Source organism: Patescibacteria group bacterium (genome assembly GCA_041674405.1).
Taxonomy (GTDB): Bacteria; Patescibacteriota; UBA1384; order XYA2-FULL-43-10; family XYA2-FULL-43-10; genus JBAYVT01.
Map to the genome: position 1 here is coordinate 91,205 of JBAYVT010000002.1, position 25,690 is coordinate 116,894.

The following is a 25,690-nucleotide window of genomic DNA, read 5'->3' on the forward strand; positions in this document are numbered from 1 at the left end:
ATTTAAGCTACTTCTTCCTTCTTCTTGGGACCAATCTGCCTACAGAGCCGACGGCGTTGATAATGCCTTTGATTCTGTTTCCTTCTCGATCTTCTTTTTCCCTGCGGATTCGGCCATATCGGCGAAGACGGCGCTCAAACGATTTAAAGGCAAACCCGAATGCGCGCATCAAGCGGTCGTCGATTTCTTTGATAAAAATTTCTTCTTTTGGGAGTGCTGCTTTGATAGATACAGATTGGTCAATCCCGCCTTTCTCCGGACCAGATTCGTCCGTAAGTGTCACGATCACATCTACCGGGCTGAATGCTTTGACATACTTTTTCAGCTGCAACACTTTTTTCTCAATGAGCGCTTTCTGCTTAGACGTTACAATCACCCCTTTGGTATGTACCGTTACGTTCATGGATTCTCCCAAAAATTAGTTTTTAATTTTTAACTAATTCTATTATCTTATAGTAAACTTAATTAATACTGAATTAACAATAGAGTAATCGCCGAAATCTAGCGCTTAATTTCAGAAAAACCGCAGTATTTTTTAAGAACTTCCGGAACTTTGATCGAGCCATCTTTCTGTTGATAATTTTCCATGATAGCGATAAGAGCCCGCCCAATAGCAAGAGCGGTTCCATTAAGGGTGTGTAACACTTCTACTTTGCCGTCTTTATCGCGATAACGGATGTTTAACCTGCGGGCTTGGAAATCAGTGCAGTTTGAGCAAGAATGGGTCTCGCGGTAGTTGTTCTCTCCCGGCATCCAGGATTCGACATCAAATTTTTTCGCCGCCGGCGCACCGAGATCACCTGCACAAATATTGGCAATCTGATAAGGAATTTTCAATCCTTGCATGATTTTTTCCTCAATGGAAACGAGGTATTCATGCTCCTTTTTCGAATCTTTTGGCAAAGCAAACGAAAACATTTCAATTTTGTCGAATTGGTGGACTCGTAAAATGCCGCGGACATCCTTCCCGTGACTCCCGGCCTCACGCCTAAAGCAGGTTGAGAAACCGACGTAGCGAATTGGCAAGTCTTTGGAATCGATAATTTCGTTGGCATGATAGCCTGCAAGGGGCTGTTCAGCCGTACCAGCAAGATATGTATCATCCTGAGTTCGATAAATTTCATCTTCGCCGCCGGGAATATAACCGGCGCCTTCCATGATTGAACGATTTAGAAGAACCGGTGGTAACATCGGAGTGAACTTTTCTTTGGTCAAAATTTCCATCACATACTGAATCAAGGCAAATTCAAGCGCAACTAGTTCATTTTTCAAAAAATAAAATCGGGAACCGGAAATTTTTGCCGCTCTTTCTGTATCAATCAAATCTAATTTATCGCCAAGAGCAACATGGTCAAGTGGCTTAAAATCAAATTTGGTTGGCTCACCCCATTTGCGATTGACCGTATTGTCTTTGTCCGATTCGCCATCGATTACGTCATCTTCCGGAGGGTTTGGGACATCAAGCATAATTTTCTTAAATTCGGCCTCGGCTGCTTCGGCTTCCGGCTTGAGTTTTTTGACTTTATCAGAATAAATACTGGCGTCGTTTACCGCGTCAATCTTCTGTTGGCCATGAAGCTCAGAAATGTCCTTGGATCGGCGCTTGAGCTCAGATTGGGCTGATTCCAGCTCCGATAATACCCGGCGGCGGTTCCTGTCAATCATTATAAGCTCTTCGATGATTTTCGGATTCGCACCTTTGCGCGCAATTTTTTTCTTGATCTCTTCCGGATTCTCCCGGATCAGCTTAATGTCTAACATAATTTCTTCCTATTCTTGGCCTATTAAATTCTTTCGACTTATTTTGATTTCATTATCTTCAATTAGCAGTTTGCCATCATGCAATTTAATCAGTAAGGGAACCACCCCACATTGCCGACACTTTCCCCAACCGCACCCATCACCATTTTCGGCTGACAATTTCTGACAGAGACTGATTTCCCGATTGAAAACTTCATCATTGATAATCCCCGCTTTAAGCCCCGTTTGACAAGTCAATTCATTTTTCACATTTATCCTATTAGCTTAAAGGCTTTGGAAATTTCTTCAACTTCTTTGCGCTCACCGAAAATTAGAACGCCCAAAAATTCAATTTCATTCTCATTTTTCGATGCGGTGATCTCGGAAATTTTTTTATCGTTGGTCGAATCCAGCATTTCGCGAGTAAAAACATATGATAATTGCTTTCTTGCTCTCGCGGTTTCCAAAAGGTCAACCAACTCTTCGCTATTGCCAGCACCCTTAATGACTATGGCGTGTTTAGGATTTAATGGAAGCGATTTTCCGTCTTTTGTCTCAATCGAATTTGTTGTAAAAATCTCTTTACCAACCCTCCCCGCAAATGAAGCTGATAAATGTGCAATCGTGTTCATTTCTTGCCACTCGTTCATGCCTGCATTTTTGTTCAAAACAACAATGGCTAGTTTATTTTCGGTGGATTTAACAAGCTCCGGTCGCATAAATGGGAAAAACAAAACTTCGCGCAATGTTTGAGATGAAGTTAATACGCGCACAAATCGATCGATTCCCATGCCCCAGCCAGCTGCTGGCGGCATACCGTATTCAATAGCTTTCAAGAAATCTTCATCGAGCTCCTGTGCTTCCTCGTCACCTTTTTCCCGAAGTTTCATCTGATCCTCAAATCTTTTGCGCTGGTCAACCGGATCATTGAGCTCCGAAAACGCCTTCAGAAGTTCCAAACCGCCAATAACAAGCTGAAAAGAATCGACGACATCAGGATTTTCTTCATTTCTCTTGGCCAGAGGAATAAGATCGGTCGGGTGATTCGTCACAAATGTTGGCTCAATCAATTTCATCAACCCTTCCTTGAAAGCCTCGTCGGTATTTTTACCCCCTGTCAATTCTTTGAAAGTAATTTTCTTAAATGGTTTTGAAAAATCAATTTTATTGCCATAAATATCAAGCTCAAGCTTGCCATTGTTTATGGATTTTATGACATGGCGGATCAATTCCTCGGTCAGATCCATCAATTTTTCATAATCCGAATAAGCCCAGTAAAATTCTAGGTTTGTAAATTCCGGATTATGCGTGGCATCCACACCTTCGTTTCGAAAACAGCGTGCAAATTCAAATACTTTTTCGAATCCGCCTACCAACAGGCGTTTTAGATATAACTCCGGAGCAATTCGAAGAAAAACATCCCGATCGTACGCATTGTAATGCGTAACAAAAGGCTTCGCTGAAGCACCACCGGCAATCGGCTGAAGCGTTGGAGTATCAACTTCCAAAAAACCCTTTTCAACCAAAAATTCACGAATCGAAGAAATTACTTTTGAACGAATATAAAACTTATCTTTGACATCCTGATTTATCGCAAGATCAAGATATCTCTCGCGGTATCGGGTTTCTGTATCTTTAAGCCCATAAAAACTTTCCGGAAAGGGACGTATTGCCTTGGTTAGAATTTTTGTCTTTTTGACTTCTACTGATAATTCTCCCGCATTGGTTAGAAACAAACTTCCCGAAACTTCAACAATGTCACCAAGATCATACAAGGAAACAAGTTTGAACTCCTCGGAAGACAAATTGTCAGCCTTGAAAACTGCCTGAATTTTTCCGCTTTCATCTGAAATATCGGAAAAAATTAATTTGCCATGTCCGCGCAAGCCGGTAATTCTCCCTGCTACGGAAATTTCTTGATGCGAGGAAAGAAGTTCCTCTTTAATTTCCCTAATTCGTGAATTGTAGTATGATTTTTTTGATTTTTCAGGATAGGCAAGAAAACCGAGATCTTCGATCTTTTTTATTTTTTTGATTCTTTCTGTAATAATTTCACGCTCGGTCGCCCCGATTTCTTTTGCCATGATTGTTCCTGATATGGTTTTAATTTAAAAAATTGTTACTTTGAATCCCTCTTTTATTTTATACCACAATATTGAGTCTGATTAAACAAAAATCTCTCGCAGTGAGAGATTTTTGTTTAATATATTTTTCAAAAAGCCTATTTAATTTCAACTACCTTATATGACCTCTCGCCGGCCGGGGTTTGGACTTTCACACTCTCTCCCACTTTACTACCGATAAGTGCCCGCCCAATGGGTGAATCCGATGAAATCTTTCCGTTTGAAGGATCAGATTCGTCGCTACCGACAATTTCAAAATTAATCTCATTACCATCAGAGGTCAGGGTTACAGCACAACCAACAGCAACCACCCCGTTCTTGTAACATTTTTCGATTATTTTTGCGTGCTTAATTTTATATTTGAGCTCGGCTGCGCGCCCTGCTAAAAATGACTGCTGTTCTTTCGCTTCATGATATTCGGCATTCTCCGATAAATCGCCAAGATCGCGCGCATCAGCAATTTTTTGCGCAATTTCTTTAAGCTTAATATTTTCAATACCAGAAAGCTCAGATTTTAATTTTTCCAAGCCCCCTGGCGTAAGGTAAATTTCTTTTTCCATCGGTTCTCCCTTGTTAACCTTTGTAATTTTACCAGAATTCAATCACATTTTTAAGATAGTGATAAACAGAATCCCGCTGGTTAGGACGGGACAATATGAGCTATCTTTCTGTTTAGTTTTTTCATAATATGCGAACTTTGATTGTATGTCAATAGATAGTAATGTTTCGCAAAAATAATTCTTATCTTAAAAGATTATCTCGTAAAATAATAATTTAGAATATTCTTTGCGACCGGAGCGGATACCTCATTTCCACCTCCTCCACCTTCTATCAAAACTATCAGGGCAATCGAGGGATTATCATATGGGGCATAACACTCAAACCAAGCATGAGTCTTCTGGTTTCCAAAAAATTGCGCTGTTCCAGTTTTTCCGGCAACAGCAACAGGAAAATTCGAACCAAATACGCTTGTTGCCGATCCTCCGGTGATAGTCATTCGCATGCCTTCCTGAACCGCTTTAATTACACTTAGGGGTGCAACTTGAGGATTTTCCACACGTGGGCTAAATTCTTTAACAACATTACCTGACGGATCAGTAATTTTTTGTACGAATTGCGGATGAAGTAATTTTCCACCATTCGCAATAGTGGCTGTGGCCCTGGCCATTTGAATCGGCGTTACCAATAAATCGCCCTGCCCGATTGCTGCATGATATGTATCGCCAATATACCAATCTTCTCCTTTAGTTTTTTGCTTCCAGGCTTCATCCGGCAAAAGCCCGCTTGCTTCTGATGGCAAATCAATTCCCGTTTCTTCACCTAAGCCAAATTTCTGCCACCAAAATTTCATTGTATCAATCCCAAGGCCCTTAATTTTGTCGAAACCACCTCCGATAGCATAGAAAAATATATTGTTTGATTCTGCAATCGCGCGGATTATATTTGTTACCCCATGGTCTTTCCAGTCGGGAAAATTCCATTCTCCAATTGTAATTGCTGGTGGAGTGTCAAAAGATGTATTTACATTGATCGAGCCCTCCGCAAGGCCAGCCGATGCCATCACAATTTTAATAATCGAACCGGGGGGATAAATGCCATTTACTGCGCGGTCCAAAAGTGGTTTTGCCGGATCGTTTAATAGATTTTGATAATCAGAATTAGATATGCCATTTACAAACAAATTATTATCGTAATATGGTACCGAAACATACGACAGGATTGCTCCATTTTGGGGATTCATTGCAATCACTACCCCGGAATCGATGTTTGTGTTTCCGGTATTTTGCTTGGCTTGCTCGATTCCTTGCATTAGAAATTCATAAGATTTCTGCTGAAGGCCAGAGTCCAGAAACAGCTGTACATTATCGCCAGAGACCGGTTCCCTGTTATCACTATCAACCAGCACGCGGTTGATCCGGCCTGTCGAATCAACCTCGATTTGTTCCACACCATTTTTACCTTTCAAATACTCATCATATGTTTTTTCAATTCCTGCTTTGCCTGTCCAGTCTGAATTCAAATATTCCGGATGATCCAAAAGATCATCAGAAGATACCTTTCCCGTATAACCTAAAATATGAGATAAACCTGGCAAATTAACATAATTTCGCGAAGCGCGCTGGGCAACAAAGGCTCCTTCAAGACCAGCCACTTTTTGTTCATCAATTAGCGCCTCCTCTCTCCCAAGATTTTGTTTGATTACCACTTCATCCAAAGACAAAAGACCATTTCCCTCAGATGTTTTTTTGATCGAATCCTTGTCTACTCCGGAAATTTCTGCAAGTTTTGCATATACCTTGTCCCGATCATCCTGTTTTTTCGGCAAGTCAGAAGGGTACACAGCCAAATCGAAAGTAGGCACGTTTTTTGCAAGTGGATTGCCGCTGGAATCAGTTACAAGACCCCTTGTCGCGGAAATAACCCGAGGACGGATTCTGTTCCCCTCTGCTAAACCCATGAGCGATTTGCCTTGGACAATCTGAGATAAAAATAACTTTGATGCGATTATTAAGAAAATTCCGATCGTGACTATTTTTAAAATTGTCAATCTTGGCCTGGTCGTTTCTAAGTTCAGCGACCCGATTTCATTTTCTTCTACCAAAGAAAATTCAGGCTCATCTTTGATCTCAACCCTACGAACATTCTTATCCCCTTTGAGATTTGAGGCATTACCAAATATGTCCATCAGTCTTTAACCAGTTTTAATTTTTGGGCTACTATTTTTGCTATTGAGAAAACAACAATGCCCGCAAGAGAATTCACTACTATAAAAGTAAGTGCAGATAGAAATGATTGAATTGAAAAATTTAATTCCAGGATTATCAAAAGGATTTGAAAAACTGCACATGAGCCAACAATAATGAACAAGAATGAGAAATACGTCAAATCAAATCTGATTTTTTGCCTAAGATAAAAAATTAGAAGGGGAATAATTATAAATAAAATGAGGATGTATTGAATCGGAACAGAAGACAACCCGGCGTAAAACAAGACCGCAAATGACGCAAAGATAATTGAATAATATTTAAGATCCAACGCCGCAAGAATGAGTTGGATTATAAAGACAAGAAGAATTGACGAGCCAGCGACAGAGAGAAAAGAAAAATACGAAATATCAAGAAGTGTTGCTATCAGTGCTGTGATACCCAAAAAAATGTAAGTAAGTATCGTCATTTGTATACAAACACTATTTCTAATTTCGAAAAATCAACAATCGGTTGTACGCTCAATGTCTTGAAAATGTCTGCGCTGCCAGAGGTAGCTCCATAAACAGAGCCAATCATGAGCCCTTGTTCTAAATCCCCACCCAAACCGGATGTTATAACCATCTCACCCTTATTGGTCGCAATATCTTGGGGAATGTTGTCAAGAGAAAGTCCCGCCAAACCGCCCGTGAGGATCCCTACCTCGCGTGAATCTTGCAACATTGCCTGCACTATCGAATCCTTTGAGGTTATTAACATTACTTTTGAACTTTTAGCATTGACTTCGGATACTTTTCCAACCAGGGCACCATCAGTAATTATCGCGAGGCCCAAACCTACACCGTCATCGCTGCCTTTATCGATAACAATGTAATCCAGCGCAGATATTGGATCCCTGCCGATAATTTTTGCCGGGATAAGCTCTCGATTTTGATGCGCTTCAACAAACCCAAGTTGTTTTTTTAACGTTTCGTTCTCAATCTTAAGTTCATTTAGTTCGTTTTTATCAATTTCTGCCTGAGAAAGTTTGTTGGTTAATTCTGCATTAATCTTTTTGAGATCAGAAATTTCACTTATTCCATGAAACAAGCCTCGCGTTGCAAAAGAAGAATGCGAAATTGCTCCAATCATCGGGGAAAATACATACGAAAACGAAACACTGATCTTTTTTCGTGTAAATGGAACAATGGCAAGAAGAATTACCAGCGCCGCAACAAACACTAAAATGTTTTTATTCCTCCTCATAAACCCTCTAACGCAATCTAAATTCCGCAGGCAACAAAATGCCGGAAAGGACGTCTAGATCTTCTAAAACTATACCGGTTCCCCTTACAACCGCAGTAAGAGGATCATCTGCAATATGGACAATGGTATGTGTTTCCTCAGCAATCAGTGCATCGATTCCCTTAAGTAGCGCTCCACCACCAGCCAGGATAATACCTTTATCCATTATATCAGCCAAAAGTTCCGGTGGGGTTTCTTCCATAGTTGATTTTATATTATCAATTATCATTCGAACGGATTTTTTCATTGCTTCCCGCATTTGATCAGCAGTTACAATAATCTCTTTTGGCAGACCAGAAACCAAGTCGCGTCCCCTGAGGCGCGCTTCCAGTTTATCTTTAAGTGGCACGACTGAACCGATTTTTATTTTTATCTGTTCCGCTGTGCGTTCTCCGACCAATAAATTAAACTGATCGCGGGCATATTGAATAATATCTTCGTTTAGTTCGTCTCCGGCTACGCGAAGAGAACGTGAAGCAACGATTCCGCCAAGCGAAATTACTGCGACTTCAGTGGTTCCGCCACCGATATCTACAACCATTGTGCCGGATGCATCTTGTACCGGAAGCCTTGCCCCAATTGCTGCCGCTATCGGCTCTTCAATCAGATACACTTCACGCGCACCCGCATTTATAGCTCCTTCTTCAACAGCTCTTCGCTCAACTTCAGTCACCCCATATGGGATACCCACAACTACTCGTGGACGCGGTAGAAGAAAAAATTTATCGCGATGAACCTTATCAAGAAAATATTTTAACATTTGCTCCGTCACTTCGAAATCAGAAATAACACCATCAACCAGCGGACGAATCGCCACAATATGCGATGGAGTACGGCCAACCATCCTTTTCGCTTCTTCGCCGACTGCCAGTATTGCTTTAGTATTTTTATTGATCGCAACTACCGAAGGTTCACGAATTACAATGCCAGCACCTTTCACATACACCAAAGTATTGGCAGTGCCAAGATCAATGCCAATATCATGAGAGAAGCGATTAAAAATAATGTCTAATGGATTTTTCATAAAAAATATTCAAATCTCAAAATTAAGGGAATTTATTTCATTAATAGTTTTTGATTACCATTTTTATTTTTGATCTTTGAATTTCGAATTATTTTTTGTGTATACACAAAAAATTGACCCCCATCCAAAGTGTCTAAAATTAGAATAAATGAACATTGCCAAAAATGCAAATCAAACCTCGCGAGGCACCCCACGAAGCAGAATTATGGAGTAATTGTACTATCGGAGATATTTGTTCACATTCGCCTGGTGCTCGGCGGCGGTTGCAGCCGGATGAAGGGTACCATCGTCGTCAGTAATAAAATAATAGTAATTTGAATGAGTATAATTTATTACCGCTTCAATGCTTTTAAGCCCAGGATTGCAAATTGGCTCCGGCGGCAATCCGGCATATAGATAAGTATTAAAAGGAGAATTAATCGTGCTAAACGCCCTACCATCCGTTGAGTCCCAGAAATCGTACGCGCCGTTATTCGTACCGACATTTTCTATTTGCATCGAATCAAACCCATATTGGACCGTGGGGTTAGACTCAAGCTTCATGTCAATATTCAATCGATTTTTGAATATTCCGGCAATAATTGGCCTGTCGGCGTCTTTTTTTGCTTCACGCTCAACAATTGAAGCCAAAATTAAATCCGAATCAGTTAAATTTAAACTTTTCGTTCGTTCATTGTAATTATCATTCATTATTCTAACAATATCTGAAGCCGTTGACTTCACAGAGATATAATAGGTATCCGGAAATAGCTTGCCGTCATATCCGTAAGCTTGCGCCATAAAATCGGCATAGTTAACATATTTTTTTTCAGAAAGATATTGGGCAATCTGCTCTGCTCGCCAGCCTTCCGGAATTGTAATTTTTCTAATCGCAGTATCACCAGATGAAATTTTCGTTGCAATATCTTTGATCGACATATCTTCCGACAGAAGATATGATCCGGCTCGCAATGTTTTGTGGGTTAGTTTGACATAAATTACGAAAACCCAATCTGATTTGATCAATTTTTTGTCCAACAAATTGTCTGCCACGTCGATCGTGGCAGTTTTATCAGGAATCTCAAAAATCTGTTTGGTTGAGTCTAACCCCACAGGAGTTCTGATTATGTAGTTGAAATAAACAATACCCAAAAGCGCTAATATTAGTAACGCAAAAAAAATGTATAGAAGAATTGTTTTGAAATATTTGCTCATTTATTGTGTTCTAAAAATTGTTCAAGAAGCAAGGCGGCTGCCATTTCGTCAACTTTTCCCTTGTCGTGGCGGAAATCAATCCCCTTTTCCGAAAGAATTCTTTCGGCTTCATGCGAAGTAAAATTCTCCGGCTCAAAAACCAAATCAAGTTCTGTTTTATTCGATAAGAGGTTTCCAAAACTCTTTATTTTGCCGACAATTTCGGGTTCTCCACCATCATCATATTCTGGTAAACCGATGATGATTTTTTCAATTTCTTCCGTAGCACAAATTTGAGCAATTTTGTCGGCGGCTTTTTCTAAATTACCGATATTTTCAACCGTACCAAAAGGTTTTGAAAACATTTCTCCGGTTGCCAGCCCTATTCTTTTTTCGCCATAATCGATTGCTAAAATTTTCATAAGGTAATTCTATCACAGAAAAGTCACGCAGATCTACACAATAAAACAAAAGAAACCATTCGACTTCATAAAAATTTAGACCATGAATTCCTGCACAAATCTCTCTGATTGCCTATTCTTGATATCCAAAAGTAACCTTAATTCTGCTGGAAATAAATGGAATTCGCGCTAAGAAACTCGGCCAAACTTTAAGATCAACATCGTTTACGCCACTAATCCCAAGAATATAACTTCGTGCTGTGCCATATTTTTTATTTTTAATATTATTTTTGATATCGCCTGAATTTATTTTTTTGCCGATTTTTGTACTGTATTTTGCTGACATGCCAACAACCCCCTTGTCTTTGTCGTAGGAGCCAGCGCTGAAATCAATCTTGGTATTCTGATCATTTATAATCATTTGATCTGACCCAATTTCATTCACAACCTTATCGGATAGCATGCTCTTTAGGGCTGTCTCGGAAAAACTAATTCCGGAAACCTTTAGAGTGAGTTTCATATTAAATGATTCTGCTTCATCGCCTTCTTTCGCCGAAGCTTCTAGGGCAACTTGCTCCCCGGATGCGGTCGTACTTAGGAAATTGGCATTATCTTTCGCTATTTCTGTTGAGATTTGATCTGAAAGTTGGGCTAAAAGGTCTTTTGTTAGAGAATCGGTGGCATTTTTAATATCGCCGGCTGAGACAATTTTAATTGTTTTGGTTGTCCCGCCGGACAAAGCAGCGGTTGTTTGGCCATAAATATTCATCCTTTTGTCGCCAGAAAATGACTCGATAGTAAATTTCGACGGAGTCAAATTGTATTTATCACCCGACTCACGAGCAGTGACATGTCCTTTTACTTGCCCTGGAGTTACGACTACTTTTCCATTCACCAGGGCTGAAGTTGCTGCCGGTATTGTGACAGCCCCATTGGTGACAAACTGCAAACCTTGCGACGAGACAACTGATCCGTCTGCAATTGCTTGCGTATCGGTAGAAGAATAAGCGTTATAAAAGACAATATCACCAGAAGATTTTGTTCCGGCATCTTTCGTCCCAGTGGTGTTGAAATCCTTCGAAAGATCACCCTGCGTATCTTGCATGGTTCCGGGAATTAAGGAGTCGGCAGAATTAACATCTGTAATGGCTTTGTCGACTGAAAATGTGAAATCCTTCGCAAAGTCCGTGCTGGCCAGTTTGATATCAATATTTGCGTATGGCAAAAAAACATACGAAAGCACTATTGCCAAAATGAGAAATGCTCCCGAAATAATCAAAAGTGGCTTTTTCCTTGATCCAATTTTCTTGGGCTTTGAAATAGGCGTCTCTCCGTGCGAAATTTCCGGCCTTCTGCGCATTGAATTTGAAGTAATAATTGTTTCGGAACTTTTTTTAATTTCCTCATTTTTATCGGGCTTGATTGGTTCTGTGTCCTTTTTTTCGCGCTCTAACCCTTCTGGTTTGGGTTCAGTTGCCTTGGCGGGATCAGCCTTTGCTGCGGTTTTTTCTTCACCCAGGCTATCTTCCAGGTTTTTCTGCTCCTCCTGCTCATCACTGCCTTTGTCATATCTGTTTACCACAAACCCAGCCGCCGCTTCTTCGGATGATGCAGCTTCAATAACTCCCTCGTCCGAATCAGATTCTTCCGATGTTACCGGGACGGGCTTTTCTGGTTTCGCAGCACGCGCTTCGTTTACTGAAGAATAAATCGTTATGCCGACTTGCGAAGCTAAATTGCGTGATATTTTATCACCGGTAATAAGTGAGATAATCTTATTTTGCTTTTCAATTTCGCGCTTCAGAAGCTTCAAGTTCACGATACTTTGAGCAATTGTCCCTCCGCGCGGGACCATCAAAGAAACGCCATCGGCATCGATTTCCTTGATCCGGCCAATTACGCTTGCAATATCGTCGTCAGGTTCTAGATAAATGATTTCGTTCATCGATGTGGAGTAAAATTAATTCTTCCTAAATAATATAACATGAAGCCTAATATATTCGTAGTTTCTGTTAATTGTATCAAGTATTATGTATCAGGTATCAAGGTTTGGAATACATGAAGCATGATACATTATTCTTAATCACGATCGTATTCCTTCGATCACTCTATCCAAAATCCCATCTACCAACTTTTCTTCGCCGACAAAATCAATTGCTAAATTCGCCATTGCCATTGGAGTAATGTCCTGCGCTCCGACTAATTTTTCCGTCTCATCCTTAACGTTCAGAACTTGTCCCGGTTTAATAAAATCGACTTTCGGTTGGCGGGCAAATGGCAGGCGCTTCACCCATGCTTTTTTCTCAAGATATTCTTTTATTTCCGGAAGCATCGAACCGCCGCCGCATAAAAGAATTCTTGATGGTAGAAGATCGACATTAGAGAATTCTTCCAATGCCAATTCGACTCCGGCAAGCCAGACATCACAATCATTTTCGATCGCTTTTTTGATCTTTTCAGATTTTTCGCTTCCTTCTTTGATTTTTCCGCTCGAATATTGAAGCTTAATGCTTTCTGCTTGTTCAAAATCGGTTTGAAGCGCATCAGCAATAGATTTGGTAAATACCCGCCCTCCAATTGCAAACATCCTTGTGCCTTCCACTCCCCCTGCTCGAACTACGGCGATATCGGTAGTCCCACCGCCAATATCAATAAAAATAGAAGAAAAATCGGTAAGTTCTTCAAGCCCGACACAACGAGCTACTGCATATGGCTCGGATGTTATTGCTAGTAGATCGAGGTCCAACCCTTCAGCAATGGTCTGCAATGCACCCAGATGAACGATTGGTGCGAAAGCATTGAATATTCCTACCGAAACATCACGACCCTGAAAACCGATTGGGTTGGTAACTTTGTATTCATCAATCCGCACATCCACAACGGCTGAGTTAACCAATTTTACATCAAGCTCAGAATGACCTGTTTCCCAAGCTAAAGTCGCACGGGCTTTTTCAAAAGTTTTGCGCTGTACTTGGTCAATAATTTCGCGGAGTTCGGAAAGGGTAATTTTTTCTTGTGGGTTCTCGCGACGGTAATGAACAGTGGTTGTTGTGCCTTTTACCAACTCGCCGGCAATGCCGATAATGCATTGGCGCGGTGCGACACCTGCTTCCTCAATAGCTTTATCTAGCGCCTTCTCGCAATTTTTAATTACGCCTGCAATATCTGTGACTCGCCCACCCTGCATATCGGAAAGCTTCTGGCGTTCCTTACCAACGCCTACAACATAGGCTCTATCATCCTCAACACGAAAAATCAGGACCTTGACAAATTCAGTCCCAATATCGAGCGAAACAGCATAATTCTTCTTATTTTTGCGGTTAAATAGTCCCAATTTGTTTGCCCCTCAACTTGATATGAAAACAACACAGTGATCCTGCTTAAGATTATTATATATTCTTTCATAAGAATTGCCAAATAGCTCATAAATAGCTATATTGTCATCGAGTCTGATACCGCAATCGGGAAGGTTATGTATGCCGATGGATAACAGAAAAGGAGTCTGCCCCGCGATTCTGGTGATTGTCATCGTAGTGCTCATTGGCACACTGGTGGCGATCCACTTCCAACACGAGGCCAGAGCTGCCAGTCCCGAACTTCAGATAGAGAGATCACTACCAGCGGGAAATCCGCCCGCCGGACACCCGGACGCTCACCTCACCAGCCTGCAGCCCACCCTTCCGAGGGCGGGCTGCTAACGTTTGTAAAACAAAAAAAGGCTCATGAGCCCAAGTATTTCATATGGAAAAATTTTAGCTTAGAATAGCCTTAATTCTACGCACCCCAGCGCTTGATGATTCTTCTTTCGTAATTTTGAAATGCCCGAGATCGCCGGTATTTGATGCGTGCGGTCCACCACAAATTTCACGCGAAACTATAGTTTCGCGTGATCCCGAGCGAGCACCGCGAGCCGAGGGACTAATCGTATAGACTTTAACATTATCGCCATATTTAGCCTCAAATACCCCCATTGCCCCACAAGTTTTGGCATCTTCAAGGCTCATTTCCTGCATGTCAACAGGAATATTTTTTGAAATTTGTTCGTTAACTAAATTTTCAACTTTGGAGATTTGCTCCGGCGTCATTTTTTCCGAGTGTGAAAAGTCAAATCGCAAACGTTCCGATGTAATATTCGAACCCTTTTGTACCACATGATCGCCAAGTACCTTGCGAAGCGCTGCCAACATCAAATGCGCTGCCGTGTGCAACTTCGCTGTTGCCTCCTTGTCATCCGCAAGCCCACCCTTAAACATCCCGGCCGACGCGGTACGGGATAGCTCCTGATGTTTTGCGAGCTCGGATCTAAATCCTTCTCTGTCAACAAAAAGATGCTCTTCCTGTGAAAGTTCAGTAATTAGCTCGAGTGGGAATCCGTAAGTTTGGTATAAGTCGAATGCTTCTTTTCCTGATAAATAGGCTGCGTGAATTTCTTTATTTGTGGCATTGATATTGTGTTTTTTGAAGATCTCGTTCACCATTTCGGAAGAATCGCCTGAATAGATATCTCCCAAAATATCTCCTTTATCCGGAAGAACCATTATCTTTGCGTATTCTTCTTGCGAAATTGGTTTCTTTGATTCGAAAATCTTGCCCGCCCTTGCCAAACCGGACTGAATTGTCTTGGCGAATTTTTCCTCTTCCGCAGTGATATTTTTGATAATCTCGCCTCGGGTAATTTCAGGATATTCTGACGAATAAATCTCAATCACTTTTTCAATTAGAGAAATCAACGAAACTTTAATATTTAGAAGCCAGCCGTACCGAACAGCCCTTCGAATGATTCTGCGCAAAACATACCCCCGGTCAACATTGGACGGGATTATTCCTTCTGACGATATAAATACCGCCGCCCTTATATGATCGGCCAAAACACGAAAGCTTTTTCTTACGTCAACCCAGCATCGTTTGTCCTCTGCTATATATTCTTCATCCGATTTATCGCCATATTTTAGGTTCGATAGTTCTTCAATTTTTTCGATAATCGGTCGGAATAAGTCCGTTTGATAGGCATCTGATTTGCCTTCCAAATACGCTGTCATACGTTCGAGACCCATGCCGGTATCGACATTTTTCTGATCAAGCGGTACGTATTCGAAATGCTCTTCCTCGATGAATTCGCCACCAGACGCCAATGCTTCTTTGCCTTTCTCTGTCAGAACTTTTCGAAATTCCATGAAAACATCATTCCAGACTTCGAGCCAACCGGAATTTTCCGGATCAAATTCTTCCGGCGCATTGCCTCCACCCGTCCAGACAAACATCTCCGTATCTGGCCCGCATGGTCCCTCAATTCCGGGTGGCCCCCAAAAATTATCGCTTTTTCCCAGAAGCTTGATGCGAGACTCTGAAATTCCCAAACCCATCCAAATTTTTTTTGATTCCAAGTCAGCGTCCACACCTGGCATTCCTTCAAAACAGGTGACGGCTAGATTTTTTGGGTCAATGTTGAGCTCCTTGGTCAGAAATTCATAGCTCCATTCAATTGCTTCTCTGCGTCCATAATCACCCAGACTCCAATTACCAAGCATTTCAAAAAAAGTGAAATGAGACTCATCGCCTACGGACTCGATATCCCCAGTGCGTATACACTTCTGAACCGAAGCCAGCCGTTTGCCGCCCGGATGCTTCTCGCCCATAATATATGGAATTAACGGATGCATGCCGGCGGTGGTGAAAAGAACCGTCGGGTCGTTTTCCGGCACCAAAGAAGCAGAAGGAAGCACCTCGTGCCCCTTCTTTTTGAAAAATTCGAGATATTTTTTTCTTAGTTCTTTCGCAGTCATAAGTTATTTAATTCGCCTGTGTTGATGCTTCTTCTCCGACCTTACCAAACAGATTCTTGAAAAACATCGTCCAGAAAGAGCTGGAAACATCCGTGGTTTTTTGTTCGACTTTCACAGCATATTTTGGATCATCGCGAAGCCCTAGTTGGTCTGCATACATTGTGGCATAAATTTGCTGATATTTTTTAACGTTGTAAACGTAATTTCTTGTCTCTTTAAAAGGAATATTACCGAGAATCCCTAAAGCAATCCATTTGTCAGCATTTCCAGTTCCCGCATTATATCCTGCCAAAGCCGCGTCGATATTACCGCTGTATTTTACCAAAAGATCGCGAATATGGGCAGCGCCAAAATTGATCGAAGTTTCGGGATCAAAAATATCATAATTTGTCATACCCACTTCTTTTGCCATGGTATTCGCAGTGCCCGGCATAAACTGCATAAGCCCTTTTGCGCCCTTGCTTGATTGAGCAGTCGGGTTAAATCGTGACTCCTGCATAATTACTGCGGCTACAAGCGACGGATCAACTCCATAAGCACGAGAATACTGAACAATCCAATTCTCGTATTTAAGCGGCACTATCGTGTCGGCCAACATCCCCGGCAAATAAAAGAATCCAGCTACAAGCATGACTAAAATCAAGCCAATAATTACAAGTAAATTTACTTTCGTCTTTTTTTTCATCGAACCCCTCTGCAATAAGTCTCTTATCCATGCTTAGTAGTCTTAGCTATTGGTCCGCTGTAAACTACAAAATCCTAACTATCGACTAAAATATTACCACAGATAAGACCCAAAGAAAAGATAAGACTTAAATCAAATATCACTTGGCGGCTCCCGAACTTTTCGGGAGCCGCCCAGCCCTCCCCGTATGCTCGCCTAGGATTTGGTCGCTGCCCTCTTGCCGTCTCCGACGACAACAAAGATCAGCGCAAGACCAATGGTGAGCATCACTACCGGACCCAGGAGATGATGTTCCAGCCACTGCCGCGACCCGTCACTCCAAATGCTGCCTACCAGGACGACAGCTGCGCCCGAAACAAACATCAGCCCTCCCATCAGGTGCAGGAACCTCATCATAATATTCCCTCCATGTAGGAATCGGTGCTCAGCACAAGAATAACACAAAAATCTGCACTTGTTTTAATTAATGCAGATTTCTGGTGCCCGGAGCCGGGGTCGAACCGGCACGATGTTTTACCATCATTGGATTTTAAGTCCAACGCGTCTACCAATTCCGCCATCCGGGCACATCAATATTAATATTTTACTTTAAAGCACTAATCTACTCAACTTTCCAACCTTCTTTTTTCTTCACGATTTTCCCCTCAATCGAGAATCCTGATGCTCGCTTATGGCCTCCGCCACCAAATAATCCTGCGATCTGTGCCACATCGATATCATTGCGCTCCGTTCGAAGGCTGCCCTTTAATCTACCATCAGAGGTCTCATAAATCAACATTGCCATCTTGTTTCCATCTGTTGAGTTTATCAAATTTACAATTCCAGAAACCTCCTCGTCTGTCGCTCGCGCCTCTTCGATGTCGGTTCTAGTTAAAAAAGAATATACAATTCCCAAATTTTTCTTTGTAGTCATTCTCGACAAGGCGATTCCCCAAAGTTTTAAGGTCGAGATTGATCTTGATTGAGTTAAACTTTTTGCAATTTCTTTCAGTTTTGCCCCTTTGTGCATCAGTTCAGACGCAATTAGCAAAACCTTCTCTGTGGTGTTTTGGTGCTGAAATCCGCCCGTATCGTAATAAATTCCTGTTAAAAGCGAAGTTGCCATGTCGCGATCAATATCCACGCCCCAAAGTATGAAAAGATCATACAAAAGCTCACAGGTTGAAGACGCATCAGGATTCGCGATGTTAATTTTTGCAATTTTCCAGATATCATTTTGAATGTGGTGGTCAATATTAACCAGCGGTACATTATTTTTCTTCGCAGATAGAATTCTAGAGTAAAACCCGGTTCTCTTTAAATCACCATTATCCAAAAGAATGATCGCGTCATAATCCCCAGACAAATAATCTGATCTAATCTCGCTAAAATTTTCAATAAAAGAAAATATTGGAGAGGGATCAGTAGCTACTACAATCCTAGAAGACTTCCCGAGCGCTTTCAAATAACTGGCAAAAGCAGATAAGGCACCGAGGGCATCTCCATCCGGATTTTCATGCCCGATCAACAGAAAATTAGATCCCTCGGCGATTAGCTTACCAAGTTTTTGAGCAAGTTCAACTTTAATCATTTAATTTATGGTTTGGGTCGTAAGATAAAAAACTTTCGCTCTTCGTCCGGCAAATCAAGTTTTTTAATTTTGAGCGTATCAATATCTTCTTCAACAATTCCCTCGGTTTTTTTGAACTCTGAAATATCAGAGTAAAGCATAGGAATAACAGTCCTTGGGTCAATCTTAGCAATCAATGCACTGGCATCTTTCATATCTAGAGTGCCATCTTCTCCTAAGGGGAGTATTAAAATATCAATATCCCCAATCTCCTTAATCGCTTCATCAGAAATCATTGCCTTTAGTCTTCCGCCATAACAGATCGCCATCGCCTCGGCATGAAGTACAAAAACGCAACCATCTCCATTCGGCTTGATTGCCTGAACAAATACACCTTTTCTTTCATATTCACCCGGACCTGAGATTTCAAATCCATCAATATTGATGTTATCAGACAATGCTATCACAGCATCTTTTGTCTTAATTTCAAATTTTTCCTTGCCCAAATATGTTATTTGCATGGCTCCTCCACCTAGTTAGTCACTAGAAACTTAGGAATTATTCTTCTTTGTTCTTCCCTTTTGTTTTTTTCTCGGTTTTTTTATCACCAGCTGGTTCGTTCTTTTCAGCTTTTTCCCCTGATTCTTCTTTCTTTTCAGATTTTTTTGATTTTAAATCTTTCAAGCTCAAGCCCAACCTATGGCTTTCTGGCTCGATAGAGATTATCTTGAATGTGTATTCTTTGCCAAGTTCAACCACTTCTCCTGGATCAACGATATGTTCGTCAGAAAGTTCAGAAACATGGACAAGACCATCGATATCATCTCCCAGAGAAACAAAGGCACCAAATGGTGTAATCTTTGTAATAGTGCCTTTGACCTCACTGCCCACTTTAAATTTGGAGGCGGCTTCTACCCATGGATCCGGAAGTAAACGTTTGATTGATAATGAAATTTTACCTTCATCTACCCCAATAATCATAATTTTAACTTCGTCGCCGACTTTGTAAAGTTTAGAAAGGTCGGAGACTCTGCTCCATGACACTTCGGAAATATGGACCAGTCCTTCAATTTGTGGATCCAAACTCACAAACAAGCCGAAGTCCACAATTCCTGTGATTTTTCCAGCAACTTTATCCCCAACTTTATATTTATCAATTTTAGTTTTAACTTCCTCGGCCCTTACTGCTTTTTCGGAGAAAATGAGTTTATTATTTTCTTTATCGCAATTGATAACCTTAACCATAAGTTCGGTACCAATAAATTGTCGCAATCGATTCAAAATTTCGTCTTTATCACCACCGGAAACTCGTGGATAATTGGCTGGTGAGAGTTGAGACACTGGTAAAAATCCCTGAATCCCGCCAATATCGGTCATGAGGCCGCCTTTATTCGCATCAACAATCTGAATTGCAACCGGTTCTCCAGATTCAAATTTCTGTTGCATTTCAAGCCAATATTTTTCCCGGTCAGCCCGCTTCATAGAGAGCACCACATTACCCTCTTCGTTGTCCATGGAGATAACTGAGGCATAAACGGCATCGCCCTTAGCAAGACCGGCTTTTGAGGTAATTTCTTTTTCGGGAATAAAACCAAGTGATTGGCCCATCACATCAACCCAAATTCTGTTTCCTCCAACAGCAAGAACTTTGGCTTCAACCATATCTCCTTCAACAAATGGTAAAATGTCGTCGCCCATCTCTTCCATGAGCGCTTTCATTGAATTTTCATCTGTTTTTTTGTTTTCTTTTTTCTCTTTTTTAACTTCTGCTTCTACCAATTCTTCATCCGCTACAACTTTTTTCATCTACTCTCCCAACTAACACATTAATTATAAATAAAATGAACAAGATCGGCGTGTGTTTATTTCCTTTTTTTGCTCTTGGGTAAATATTTTTGATATTTTTCCTCGGCAAATTTTTTATTATTCATCTTTGGGATATACCTTGCCATCCAAATTGTTAAATAAGTCAACGAGGCAAGGAGACCGGCAATGATCACAAGCAACACAATTCTGGCTGATAAATAAGGAAGGCCCTCATGCCGAGCAAAAACATAAATCAATCCCAATATCCCGCCCGTTAAATATATGTAGAATTGCCTGTTTTTTATTTTCCTATCTTGTTTCGAAAATTTAATTAGAATTGCGAATACAATAAGCGCAACAAATATTATCAAATAATACAAGTTCAAGCGACTCTCCGCTGGGGCAGATTTGAACAAATAATCGCTGTTAAAAATTTTCGAAAAATCCATAAAAACCTTGGTTATTTAAGGCTCCTTGACAAGAACCAACGGGTACCCTTTGGTTCGAGTGAAACGAGTCTAATGGTGGGCGCTAAGGGAGTCGAACCCCTGACCTACTCGGTGTAAACGAGTCGCTCTAACCAACTGAGCTAAGCGCCCCTTTGAAACTTATTTCACATCAACTCGCAGTTTCTCAAATTCTTCGTAATCACATATTATCTCTTGCCCTTCTTTAATATCTTCGATCGCGAAATACTCATTGCCCTGCATCTTGACGTTGGGATCTTTGGAATGATTACAGAAGCGAATGTTATCGAAGGATGAGTGCCATTTGCCAGTATGCTTTGACAAGTAGCCAAAATGTCGAAATGATTCTTGCTCACCTGGTCTCAAATTTCCGAATTCTTCTTGAGTCAGAATCACATCAAGTTTTGGGCTGTAGTCAACTACTTTGGTTCCCTTTTTAATATCTTCGCCAGCGAAAAGACCAATCCCATCTATCGTGCTTTTATCTAAATAGGTTTTTACAAAAAGCATAGAGCCTCTTTGTATTATTGGTGGGCGAAAGAGGACTTGGTCACGCATTAAAATCTGCTAATTTTGTGCTCGACCCCGCCTCATTCCCGTCGGAATTCCGGCTTTCAAGTCCTTAAACTATCCAATACCCCACATAGCTCATTCTTCGAATGAACGATATGGGGTGGTGGGCGAAAGAGGACTTGAACCTCCACGGGATTGCTCCCACAGCCACCTCAAGGCTGCGTGTCTACCAATTCCACCATCCGCCCATAAAATGAAAATTCTCGGCCAGCCCGAGAATATCTAAATATCTATTCAAGCTAGCTTAATAATTTATAAGCAAAGTATATCAAAAATTATTACGGAAGTAAATACACTATTCGGCTTTTCTCCTCAAGAAGTTGATTGCCAGCAAAATAAACAAAACAAGAAAACCAATTAGTATTAATAAATTTGGCCAAACATCAAAAAACTCCATATTGAGCAAGTTAACTTCGCGCATCGCCCTGATTGAATATGTAAATGGCACAATCAACGAAATATTTTTGATATAAGGGTGTATGGTCTCAGATTGAAATAAAAACGGGGTTAGAATTAGGGTCAAATAGAACACTATTACCCCGACCTGAATCGATTCTTGCAGAGAATGAGTCACTGCCGAAATCAGAATCCCCAAGGCAATCGCCGTTTCAGCAGTAATAAACATAATTATCCCGACCAACCAAATCGGACCAAGAGAAACTTCAAAAAATATTTTTAAAGTTGATATCACCAATACCGACAAAATGATCGCAACAAACGAGAAAGCGATAAACTTTCCGAAAATCATCTGCGATTTACGATAAGGAGTAACAAAAAAACGCTCAAATGTCCCCTCAGACCGCTCACTGGTGATTGAAATCGTTGATAAGTTTATCGCATTGATTATCATCAAAAGAACCATCAGGGCAGAAAGAAAATAGTCAAAATATTTAAGGCTTTTTGTGGTATTTTTTTCTTCCGCTATCCTGATTGAATCTTCTTCAATGCTTATGCTGGTATGATTTTTTGTAACAAGTTTGAGTTGTTCAGGATCATGGATAATTGTTTCAATTTGCTTCTGTAAATTGCCTTCCGCCTGGACTTTGACATTTTGCCCAGCAAAACCAGCGAGCGAGCCCTCCACAGCATCGACCACAAGCATTTTGACCCTACCGCTAAGATCAGGCACTGTTGAATTTTCAACAATCCGAATTTTCCCTTTAATCAGATTCTCTTCCTCTGCAATATCGACAATGACCGCTGAGCGAAATTTATCGTTTTTTACCCCCTCCAAAGCCTCCTTTTCACTGGATTCGGATGAAAAATTTATCCTCTCCTCATCTTCTAAATTCTGGACGATTTCTTCAGAATATTTATTCGAGTCGACATTAAATAATGACACCCTGATATCTTTTGGCTCCTGCCAAGTTACTAGCCCGAGAAAAATCACGACTATTATCGGCTGGGTAAGAAAAAGAAGAAACCACCGCCTGTCTCTTACAAATTTTTTCAACTCATAAAGTGCAATTTTTAACACAAAACTCCTAAATGTTTGCTAGTACTTCCTGTAGATTCTTCGCCCTGTGCCTTGCAATTATTTGTTCTGGACTTCCCTCAATAATTATTTTTCCTTCGCGCAGAATTATCAATTGATCACACAGAGTTTGGGCTTCATCCATATAATGTGTAGTGGTGATGATTGTCGCTGTTTTTTTCAATTCAAAAGTCAGCTGCCAAATTTTCTCCCGGGCAACCGGATCGAGCCCCATCGTTGCCTCATCAAAAAAAAGTATCTGGGGTTTATGTACTATCGCACAAGCGATTGATAATCTTTTAGCCATTCCGCCAGATAAATTTTTTACAAGCTTAGCTTTAGAACCAAGAAGATCAACCATTTTCAGAGTTTCGGAGATTCTTTCATTTCTATTGCCGTCATATTTATAAGCACTAAAAAAGAAATCAACGTTTTCCCAAACCGACAAGTTCAAGTAAAGAGCATCTTTTTGCGGCACGTATCCAATATTTTGGCGAATCTCTTGAGCATTATTTATATAGTCTAGACCTTCAATTTCTATTGAGCCACTGGTGGGCGAAAGAATTGTCGCCAACATTCTAAGCGTGGTCGTTTTGCCCGAACCATTTGGGCCAAGAATGCCAAAAATTGTATTTTTTAAAACCTCAAAAGAAATGCCGGAAACAACTTTTTTTGTTCCGAATATTTTTGTTAGCCCAGATGTTTTGATAACTGTATTGTTCACTCTACAAATAATAACACGAATCTTAAATGATTATTAGCCGAGACGAATCAAAAAGACAGGGTGCTGCCTGTCTCAATTATATTCGCTTAAAATTTTGGATGGTGGGCGCGAGAGGACTTGAACCTCCACGAGATTGCTCTCACAGCGTTCTGAACGCTGCGTGTCTGCCATTCCACCACGCGCCCTTATTTTGACACACGCCTTTCGGTGATAAACCACTGCGTAATATTTGCAAACATGTCTTGTGGTTTATTTGCCCTGATGTTCCCTATTCCATGTATATTCGATTTTACTGAAAAATTGTACTTTGAATATGGAAAAAATACAATCAGATTCTGGTTTTTAACCGATTCAAAAAACTGATCATATTTAGCATTTCGGGCAACAGAATCCGAAATCATCCGCGCATCTTCCAAAAGAATATCCGAACTCTTATCTTTATAACCCGCCAAATTCATCGCATCCGATTGGCTTCCATGCCAGAAAACATATGGATCCCTATCATAACCATAGTCAAATCCATACAATATTAGATCATAATTTCGTTCCAAAATTGCATTTGGATAATCCACCGACTTAACAAAATTTGCTTCAATTTCAATATTTGCCGCATTGGCTTTTTGGATTAACTCATCAGCTTTGTCTCTTTGGGCTTTAGCATCCAGCGCCAAGAGTCTCACCTTGATCTTATCTCCGGGCAAAAATTGCATTATGCGTGATCGAATATCGACATTCGCCATATTTGGTTGGCGCAAGTTTGCAATTAAAGCAAGCTGCCTCTCTGTTTCAAAATCTTTATTTTGAAAATCGTCATTTGGATTTGGAAGTCCCGCAGTGGCTTGATAATTATTGATTAATGAGGTCGCAAGTGAAATCTGGGCGTCCGGAAAGGCATCAAAAGAAATATCTTTTATATACGGCGAACCATTAAAATAATTTCGATTGGCAGAAAGGGTTACTTTTTTTCCGCCTCCATTTTGGATACTCAGCGTCTTTATAAATTTATATGGGCCAGTCCCGTTGAAATTATCAACCAGGGATGAATTTACATCGTCCTGTGAAATTATCCCCTGAATACATTGGTAGATAAATGGGCCATATGGTCGAGGCAAAGTAAATGTAACAACACTCGGGTCGGGTGATGTCACATCCACATCTTTCCACTCATCGAGGTAAGCACTTTTTATATTAGGATCTTGAATTAAATTAATGGTTGAAATTACATCTGCCGCACTAAAATTTTGTCCGTTATGAAAAGCAATCCCGTTTTGCAATTGAAAAGTATAAACAAGTCCATCGTTTGAAATCTCCCAACTTTTTGCCAAATCAGGTATTACATTTCCATCTTCGCCTATCTTCACTAAACCATCATAAATTAGTCCGGAAATTGATTTTTCTGCATCAGATTTAGCAAGCACAGGATTCAAATATTTAACGTCACCCAATACTTCTTCGTTATACGATCCGCCAAATGCAGGAATTGGTTCAGTATTTGAGATAAATAACTGATTGCCCTTGATTACAATGAGTATGATAGCCAAAACTGAAAACACGATCGAAATAATTCTTTCGCTTGGAGACATCAAACTTGCACTTTTTGCAATCCTTTTAGAAAAGGCAGCAATTAAAGCGAATAAAGATTTCAAAACCCGCCCTCTCGATATCCCCTTTGATTGTGAGAAATTCATGAGTTTCCTTATCTCTCAATCATCCGAGAAATACCGTGAGAAGCGCCGAGACGCAAAATAAGACTGCAAGCACTATTGTGGCATAAAATAAAGTTTTTTCGATTCCCCTTCTGGATCGATATACATTGCCCTCACCGCCAAAGACCATACCAAGACCAGAGCCCCGTTGCTGCAAAAGAATGGCGATCGTGAGCAAAACTGCGAAGATGATCTGTAAAATTTTAAGGGTAAAAATCATAATTTCCTCAGTAAATAATGGTCTGCCACGCGTAATGATGTTTCGATTGCGAACCCGTAGGTTTCGAATCGAACCAGAATGAAGTGTGGTGCCGAGGGCGAGAATTGAACTCGCGACACAAGGATTTTCAGTCCTCTGCTCTACCACTGAGCTACCTCGGCATGGAGGCCTGGACCGGAATTGAACCGGTGTACGCGGTTTTGCAGACCGCTGCGTAACCACTCCGCCACCAGGCCGAGACAAAACGCGCGTA

Annotated in this window: 25 protein-coding genes and 6 tRNA genes; all 31 read right to left on the reverse strand. The window is 40.9% G+C overall.

The window, feature by feature from the left end; translation table 11 throughout:
- Positions 1–7: 7 nt before the first annotated feature.
- Complete coding sequence (locus tag WC080_01885) at positions 8–403, reverse strand: HPF/RaiA family ribosome-associated protein (protein ID MFA7244019.1); 396 nt, start codon at positions 401–403, stop codon at positions 8–10.
- A 98-nt stretch (positions 404–501) separates the two neighbouring features.
- Positions 502–1,761 (reverse strand): serine--tRNA ligase, encoded by a 1,260-nt coding sequence (gene serS / locus WC080_01890; protein ID MFA7244020.1) that lies wholly within the window; start codon positions 1,759–1,761, stop codon positions 502–504.
- Positions 1,762–1,770: 9 nt separating this feature from the next.
- A complete protein-coding gene (locus tag WC080_01895; protein MFA7244021.1) occupies positions 1,771–2,010 on the reverse strand; it encodes a hypothetical protein in 240 nt (79 codons plus the stop codon).
- 2 nt (positions 2,011–2,012) lie between these two features.
- Complete coding sequence (locus WC080_01900) at positions 2,013–3,824, reverse strand: amino acid--tRNA ligase-related protein (GenBank protein ID MFA7244022.1); 1,812 nt, start codon at positions 3,822–3,824, stop codon at positions 2,013–2,015.
- Positions 3,825–3,961: 137 nt separating this feature from the next.
- Positions 3,962–4,423, reverse strand: a complete 462-nt coding sequence (gene greA / locus WC080_01905; GenBank protein ID MFA7244023.1) for a transcription elongation factor GreA — start codon at positions 4,421–4,423, stop codon at positions 3,962–3,964.
- A gap of 194 nt (positions 4,424–4,617) precedes the next feature.
- Complete coding sequence (gene mrdA / locus WC080_01910) at positions 4,618–6,549, reverse strand: penicillin-binding protein 2 (protein ID MFA7244024.1); 1,932 nt, start codon at positions 6,547–6,549, stop codon at positions 4,618–4,620.
- Positions 6,549–7,037: a hypothetical protein gene (locus tag WC080_01915; GenBank protein ID MFA7244025.1), complete on the reverse strand. Its 489-nt coding sequence runs from the start codon at positions 7,035–7,037 to the stop codon at positions 6,549–6,551. Before WC080_01915 ends, mrdA begins: the two co-directional genes overlap by 1 nt.
- Entirely contained in the window at positions 7,034–7,813 is a 780-nt protein-coding gene (gene mreC / locus WC080_01920; protein MFA7244026.1) for a rod shape-determining protein MreC, read from the reverse strand. Before mreC ends, WC080_01915 begins: the two co-directional genes overlap by 4 nt.
- A gap of 7 nt (positions 7,814–7,820) precedes the next feature.
- Complete coding sequence (locus tag WC080_01925) at positions 7,821–8,876, reverse strand: rod shape-determining protein (protein MFA7244027.1); 1,056 nt, start codon at positions 8,874–8,876, stop codon at positions 7,821–7,823.
- 219 nt (positions 8,877–9,095) lie between these two features.
- Entirely contained in the window at positions 9,096–10,070 is a 975-nt protein-coding gene (mltG, locus tag WC080_01930) for an endolytic transglycosylase MltG (GenBank protein MFA7244028.1), read from the reverse strand.
- The gene (ruvX, locus tag WC080_01935) at positions 10,067–10,471 is read right to left on the reverse strand and encodes a Holliday junction resolvase RuvX (GenBank protein ID MFA7244029.1); all 405 of its coding nucleotides are present in this window, start codon (positions 10,469–10,471) and stop codon (positions 10,067–10,069) included. Before ruvX ends, mltG begins: the two co-directional genes overlap by 4 nt.
- 112 nt (positions 10,472–10,583) lie before the next feature.
- Positions 10,584–12,395, reverse strand: a complete 1,812-nt coding sequence (locus WC080_01940) for a hypothetical protein (GenBank protein MFA7244030.1) — start codon at positions 12,393–12,395, stop codon at positions 10,584–10,586.
- 138 nt (positions 12,396–12,533) lie between these two features.
- Positions 12,534–13,784: a cell division FtsA domain-containing protein gene (locus tag WC080_01945; GenBank protein ID MFA7244031.1), complete on the reverse strand. Its 1,251-nt coding sequence runs from the start codon at positions 13,782–13,784 to the stop codon at positions 12,534–12,536.
- A gap of 418 nt (positions 13,785–14,202) precedes the next feature.
- Complete coding sequence (locus tag WC080_01950) at positions 14,203–16,233, reverse strand: alanine--tRNA ligase-related protein (GenBank protein ID MFA7244032.1); 2,031 nt, start codon at positions 16,231–16,233, stop codon at positions 14,203–14,205.
- A 7-nt stretch (positions 16,234–16,240) separates the two neighbouring features.
- Complete coding sequence (locus tag WC080_01955) at positions 16,241–16,918, reverse strand: lytic transglycosylase domain-containing protein (GenBank protein MFA7244033.1); 678 nt, start codon at positions 16,916–16,918, stop codon at positions 16,241–16,243.
- Between the two features lie 195 nt (positions 16,919–17,113).
- Positions 17,114–17,314, reverse strand: coding sequence for a hypothetical protein (locus tag WC080_01960; GenBank protein ID MFA7244034.1), 201 nt, complete (start codon positions 17,312–17,314; stop codon positions 17,114–17,116).
- Between the two features lie 81 nt (positions 17,315–17,395).
- Positions 17,396–17,484: transfer RNA gene (locus WC080_01965), tRNA-Leu, on the reverse strand.
- A gap of 35 nt (positions 17,485–17,519) precedes the next feature.
- Entirely contained in the window at positions 17,520–18,488 is a 969-nt protein-coding gene (locus WC080_01970; GenBank protein MFA7244035.1) for a bifunctional oligoribonuclease/PAP phosphatase NrnA, read from the reverse strand.
- Positions 18,489–18,493: 5 nt separating this feature from the next.
- Positions 18,494–18,988, reverse strand: coding sequence for an MBL fold metallo-hydrolase (locus WC080_01975; protein MFA7244036.1), 495 nt, complete (start codon positions 18,986–18,988; stop codon positions 18,494–18,496).
- A gap of 37 nt (positions 18,989–19,025) precedes the next feature.
- Positions 19,026–20,273, reverse strand: coding sequence for a S1 RNA-binding domain-containing protein (locus WC080_01980; protein ID MFA7244037.1), 1,248 nt, complete (start codon positions 20,271–20,273; stop codon positions 19,026–19,028).
- 56 nt (positions 20,274–20,329) lie between these two features.
- Entirely contained in the window at positions 20,330–20,722 is a 393-nt protein-coding gene (locus WC080_01985) for a DMT family transporter (protein MFA7244038.1), read from the reverse strand.
- A gap of 73 nt (positions 20,723–20,795) precedes the next feature.
- Positions 20,796–20,872 (reverse strand) — tRNA-Val (locus tag WC080_01990).
- A gap of 9 nt (positions 20,873–20,881) precedes the next feature.
- A complete protein-coding gene (locus WC080_01995; protein MFA7244039.1) occupies positions 20,882–21,250 on the reverse strand; it encodes an SET domain-containing protein in 369 nt (122 codons plus the stop codon).
- Positions 21,251–21,414: 164 nt separating this feature from the next.
- Positions 21,415–21,501: transfer RNA gene (locus WC080_02000), tRNA-Leu, on the reverse strand.
- A gap of 107 nt (positions 21,502–21,608) precedes the next feature.
- Positions 21,609–22,790, reverse strand: a complete 1,182-nt coding sequence (locus WC080_02005) for an ABC transporter permease (GenBank protein ID MFA7244040.1) — start codon at positions 22,788–22,790, stop codon at positions 21,609–21,611.
- A 7-nt stretch (positions 22,791–22,797) separates the two neighbouring features.
- Entirely contained in the window at positions 22,798–23,511 is a 714-nt protein-coding gene (locus WC080_02010; protein ID MFA7244041.1) for an ABC transporter ATP-binding protein, read from the reverse strand.
- 99 nt (positions 23,512–23,610) lie between these two features.
- Positions 23,611–23,696, reverse strand: a tRNA-Leu gene (locus WC080_02015).
- Positions 23,697–25,094 carry an ABC transporter substrate-binding protein gene (locus WC080_02020; protein ID MFA7244042.1) on the reverse strand — a complete coding sequence of 466 codons (1,398 nt, stop codon included), beginning with the start codon at positions 25,092–25,094 and terminating at the stop codon, positions 23,697–23,699.
- A gap of 124 nt (positions 25,095–25,218) precedes the next feature.
- Positions 25,219–25,437, reverse strand: a complete 219-nt coding sequence (gene secG / locus WC080_02025) for a preprotein translocase subunit SecG (GenBank protein MFA7244043.1) — start codon at positions 25,435–25,437, stop codon at positions 25,219–25,221.
- Positions 25,438–25,523: 86 nt separating this feature from the next.
- Positions 25,524–25,598 (reverse strand) — tRNA-Phe (locus WC080_02030).
- Position 25,599: 1 nt separating this feature from the next.
- Positions 25,600–25,673: transfer RNA gene (locus WC080_02035), tRNA-Cys, on the reverse strand.
- Positions 25,674–25,690: the final 17 nt, after the last annotated feature.

Coding starts and splice junctions, on each gene's coding strand:
- WC080_01885 (MFA7244019.1), bottom strand. CDS start 403: ATGAACGTAACGGTACATACCAAAGGGGTGATTGTAACGTCTAAGCAG.
- serS (MFA7244020.1), bottom strand. CDS start 1,761: ATGTTAGACATTAAGCTGATCCGGGAGAATCCGGAAGAGATCAAGAAA.
- WC080_01900 (MFA7244022.1), bottom strand. CDS start 3,824: ATGGCAAAAGAAATCGGGGCGACCGAGCGTGAAATTATTACAGAAAGA.
- greA (MFA7244023.1), bottom strand. CDS start 4,423: ATGGAAAAAGAAATTTACCTTACGCCAGGGGGCTTGGAAAAATTAAAA.
- mrdA (MFA7244024.1), bottom strand. CDS start 6,549: ATGGACATATTTGGTAATGCCTCAAATCTCAAAGGGGATAAGAATGTT.
- WC080_01915 (MFA7244025.1), bottom strand. CDS start 7,037: ATGACGATACTTACTTACATTTTTTTGGGTATCACAGCACTGATAGCA.
- mreC (MFA7244026.1), bottom strand. CDS start 7,813: ATGAGGAGGAATAAAAACATTTTAGTGTTTGTTGCGGCGCTGGTAATT.
- WC080_01925 (MFA7244027.1), bottom strand. CDS start 8,876: ATGAAAAATCCATTAGACATTATTTTTAATCGCTTCTCTCATGATATT.
- mltG (MFA7244028.1), bottom strand. CDS start 10,070: ATGAGCAAATATTTCAAAACAATTCTTCTATACATTTTTTTTGCGTTA.
- ruvX (MFA7244029.1), bottom strand. CDS start 10,471: ATGAAAATTTTAGCAATCGATTATGGCGAAAAAAGAATAGGGCTGGCA.
- WC080_01940 (MFA7244030.1), bottom strand. CDS start 12,395: ATGAACGAAATCATTTATCTAGAACCTGACGACGATATTGCAAGCGTA.
- WC080_01950 (MFA7244032.1), bottom strand. CDS start 16,233: ATGACTGCGAAAGAACTAAGAAAAAAATATCTCGAATTTTTCAAAAAG.
- WC080_01955 (MFA7244033.1), bottom strand. CDS start 16,918: ATGAAAAAAAAGACGAAAGTAAATTTACTTGTAATTATTGGCTTGATT.
- WC080_01960 (MFA7244034.1), bottom strand. CDS start 17,314: ATGATGAGGTTCCTGCACCTGATGGGAGGGCTGATGTTTGTTTCGGGC.
- WC080_01970 (MFA7244035.1), bottom strand. CDS start 18,488: ATGATTAAAGTTGAACTTGCTCAAAAACTTGGTAAGCTAATCGCCGAG.
- WC080_01975 (MFA7244036.1), bottom strand. CDS start 18,988: ATGCAAATAACATATTTGGGCAAGGAAAAATTTGAAATTAAGACAAAA.
- WC080_01980 (MFA7244037.1), bottom strand. CDS start 20,273: ATGAAAAAAGTTGTAGCGGATGAAGAATTGGTAGAAGCAGAAGTTAAA.
- WC080_01985 (MFA7244038.1), bottom strand. CDS start 20,722: ATGGATTTTTCGAAAATTTTTAACAGCGATTATTTGTTCAAATCTGCC.
- WC080_01995 (MFA7244039.1), bottom strand. CDS start 21,250: ATGCTTTTTGTAAAAACCTATTTAGATAAAAGCACGATAGATGGGATT.
- WC080_02020 (MFA7244042.1), bottom strand. CDS start 25,094: ATGTCTCCAAGCGAAAGAATTATTTCGATCGTGTTTTCAGTTTTGGCT.
- secG (MFA7244043.1), bottom strand. CDS start 25,437: ATGATTTTTACCCTTAAAATTTTACAGATCATCTTCGCAGTTTTGCTC.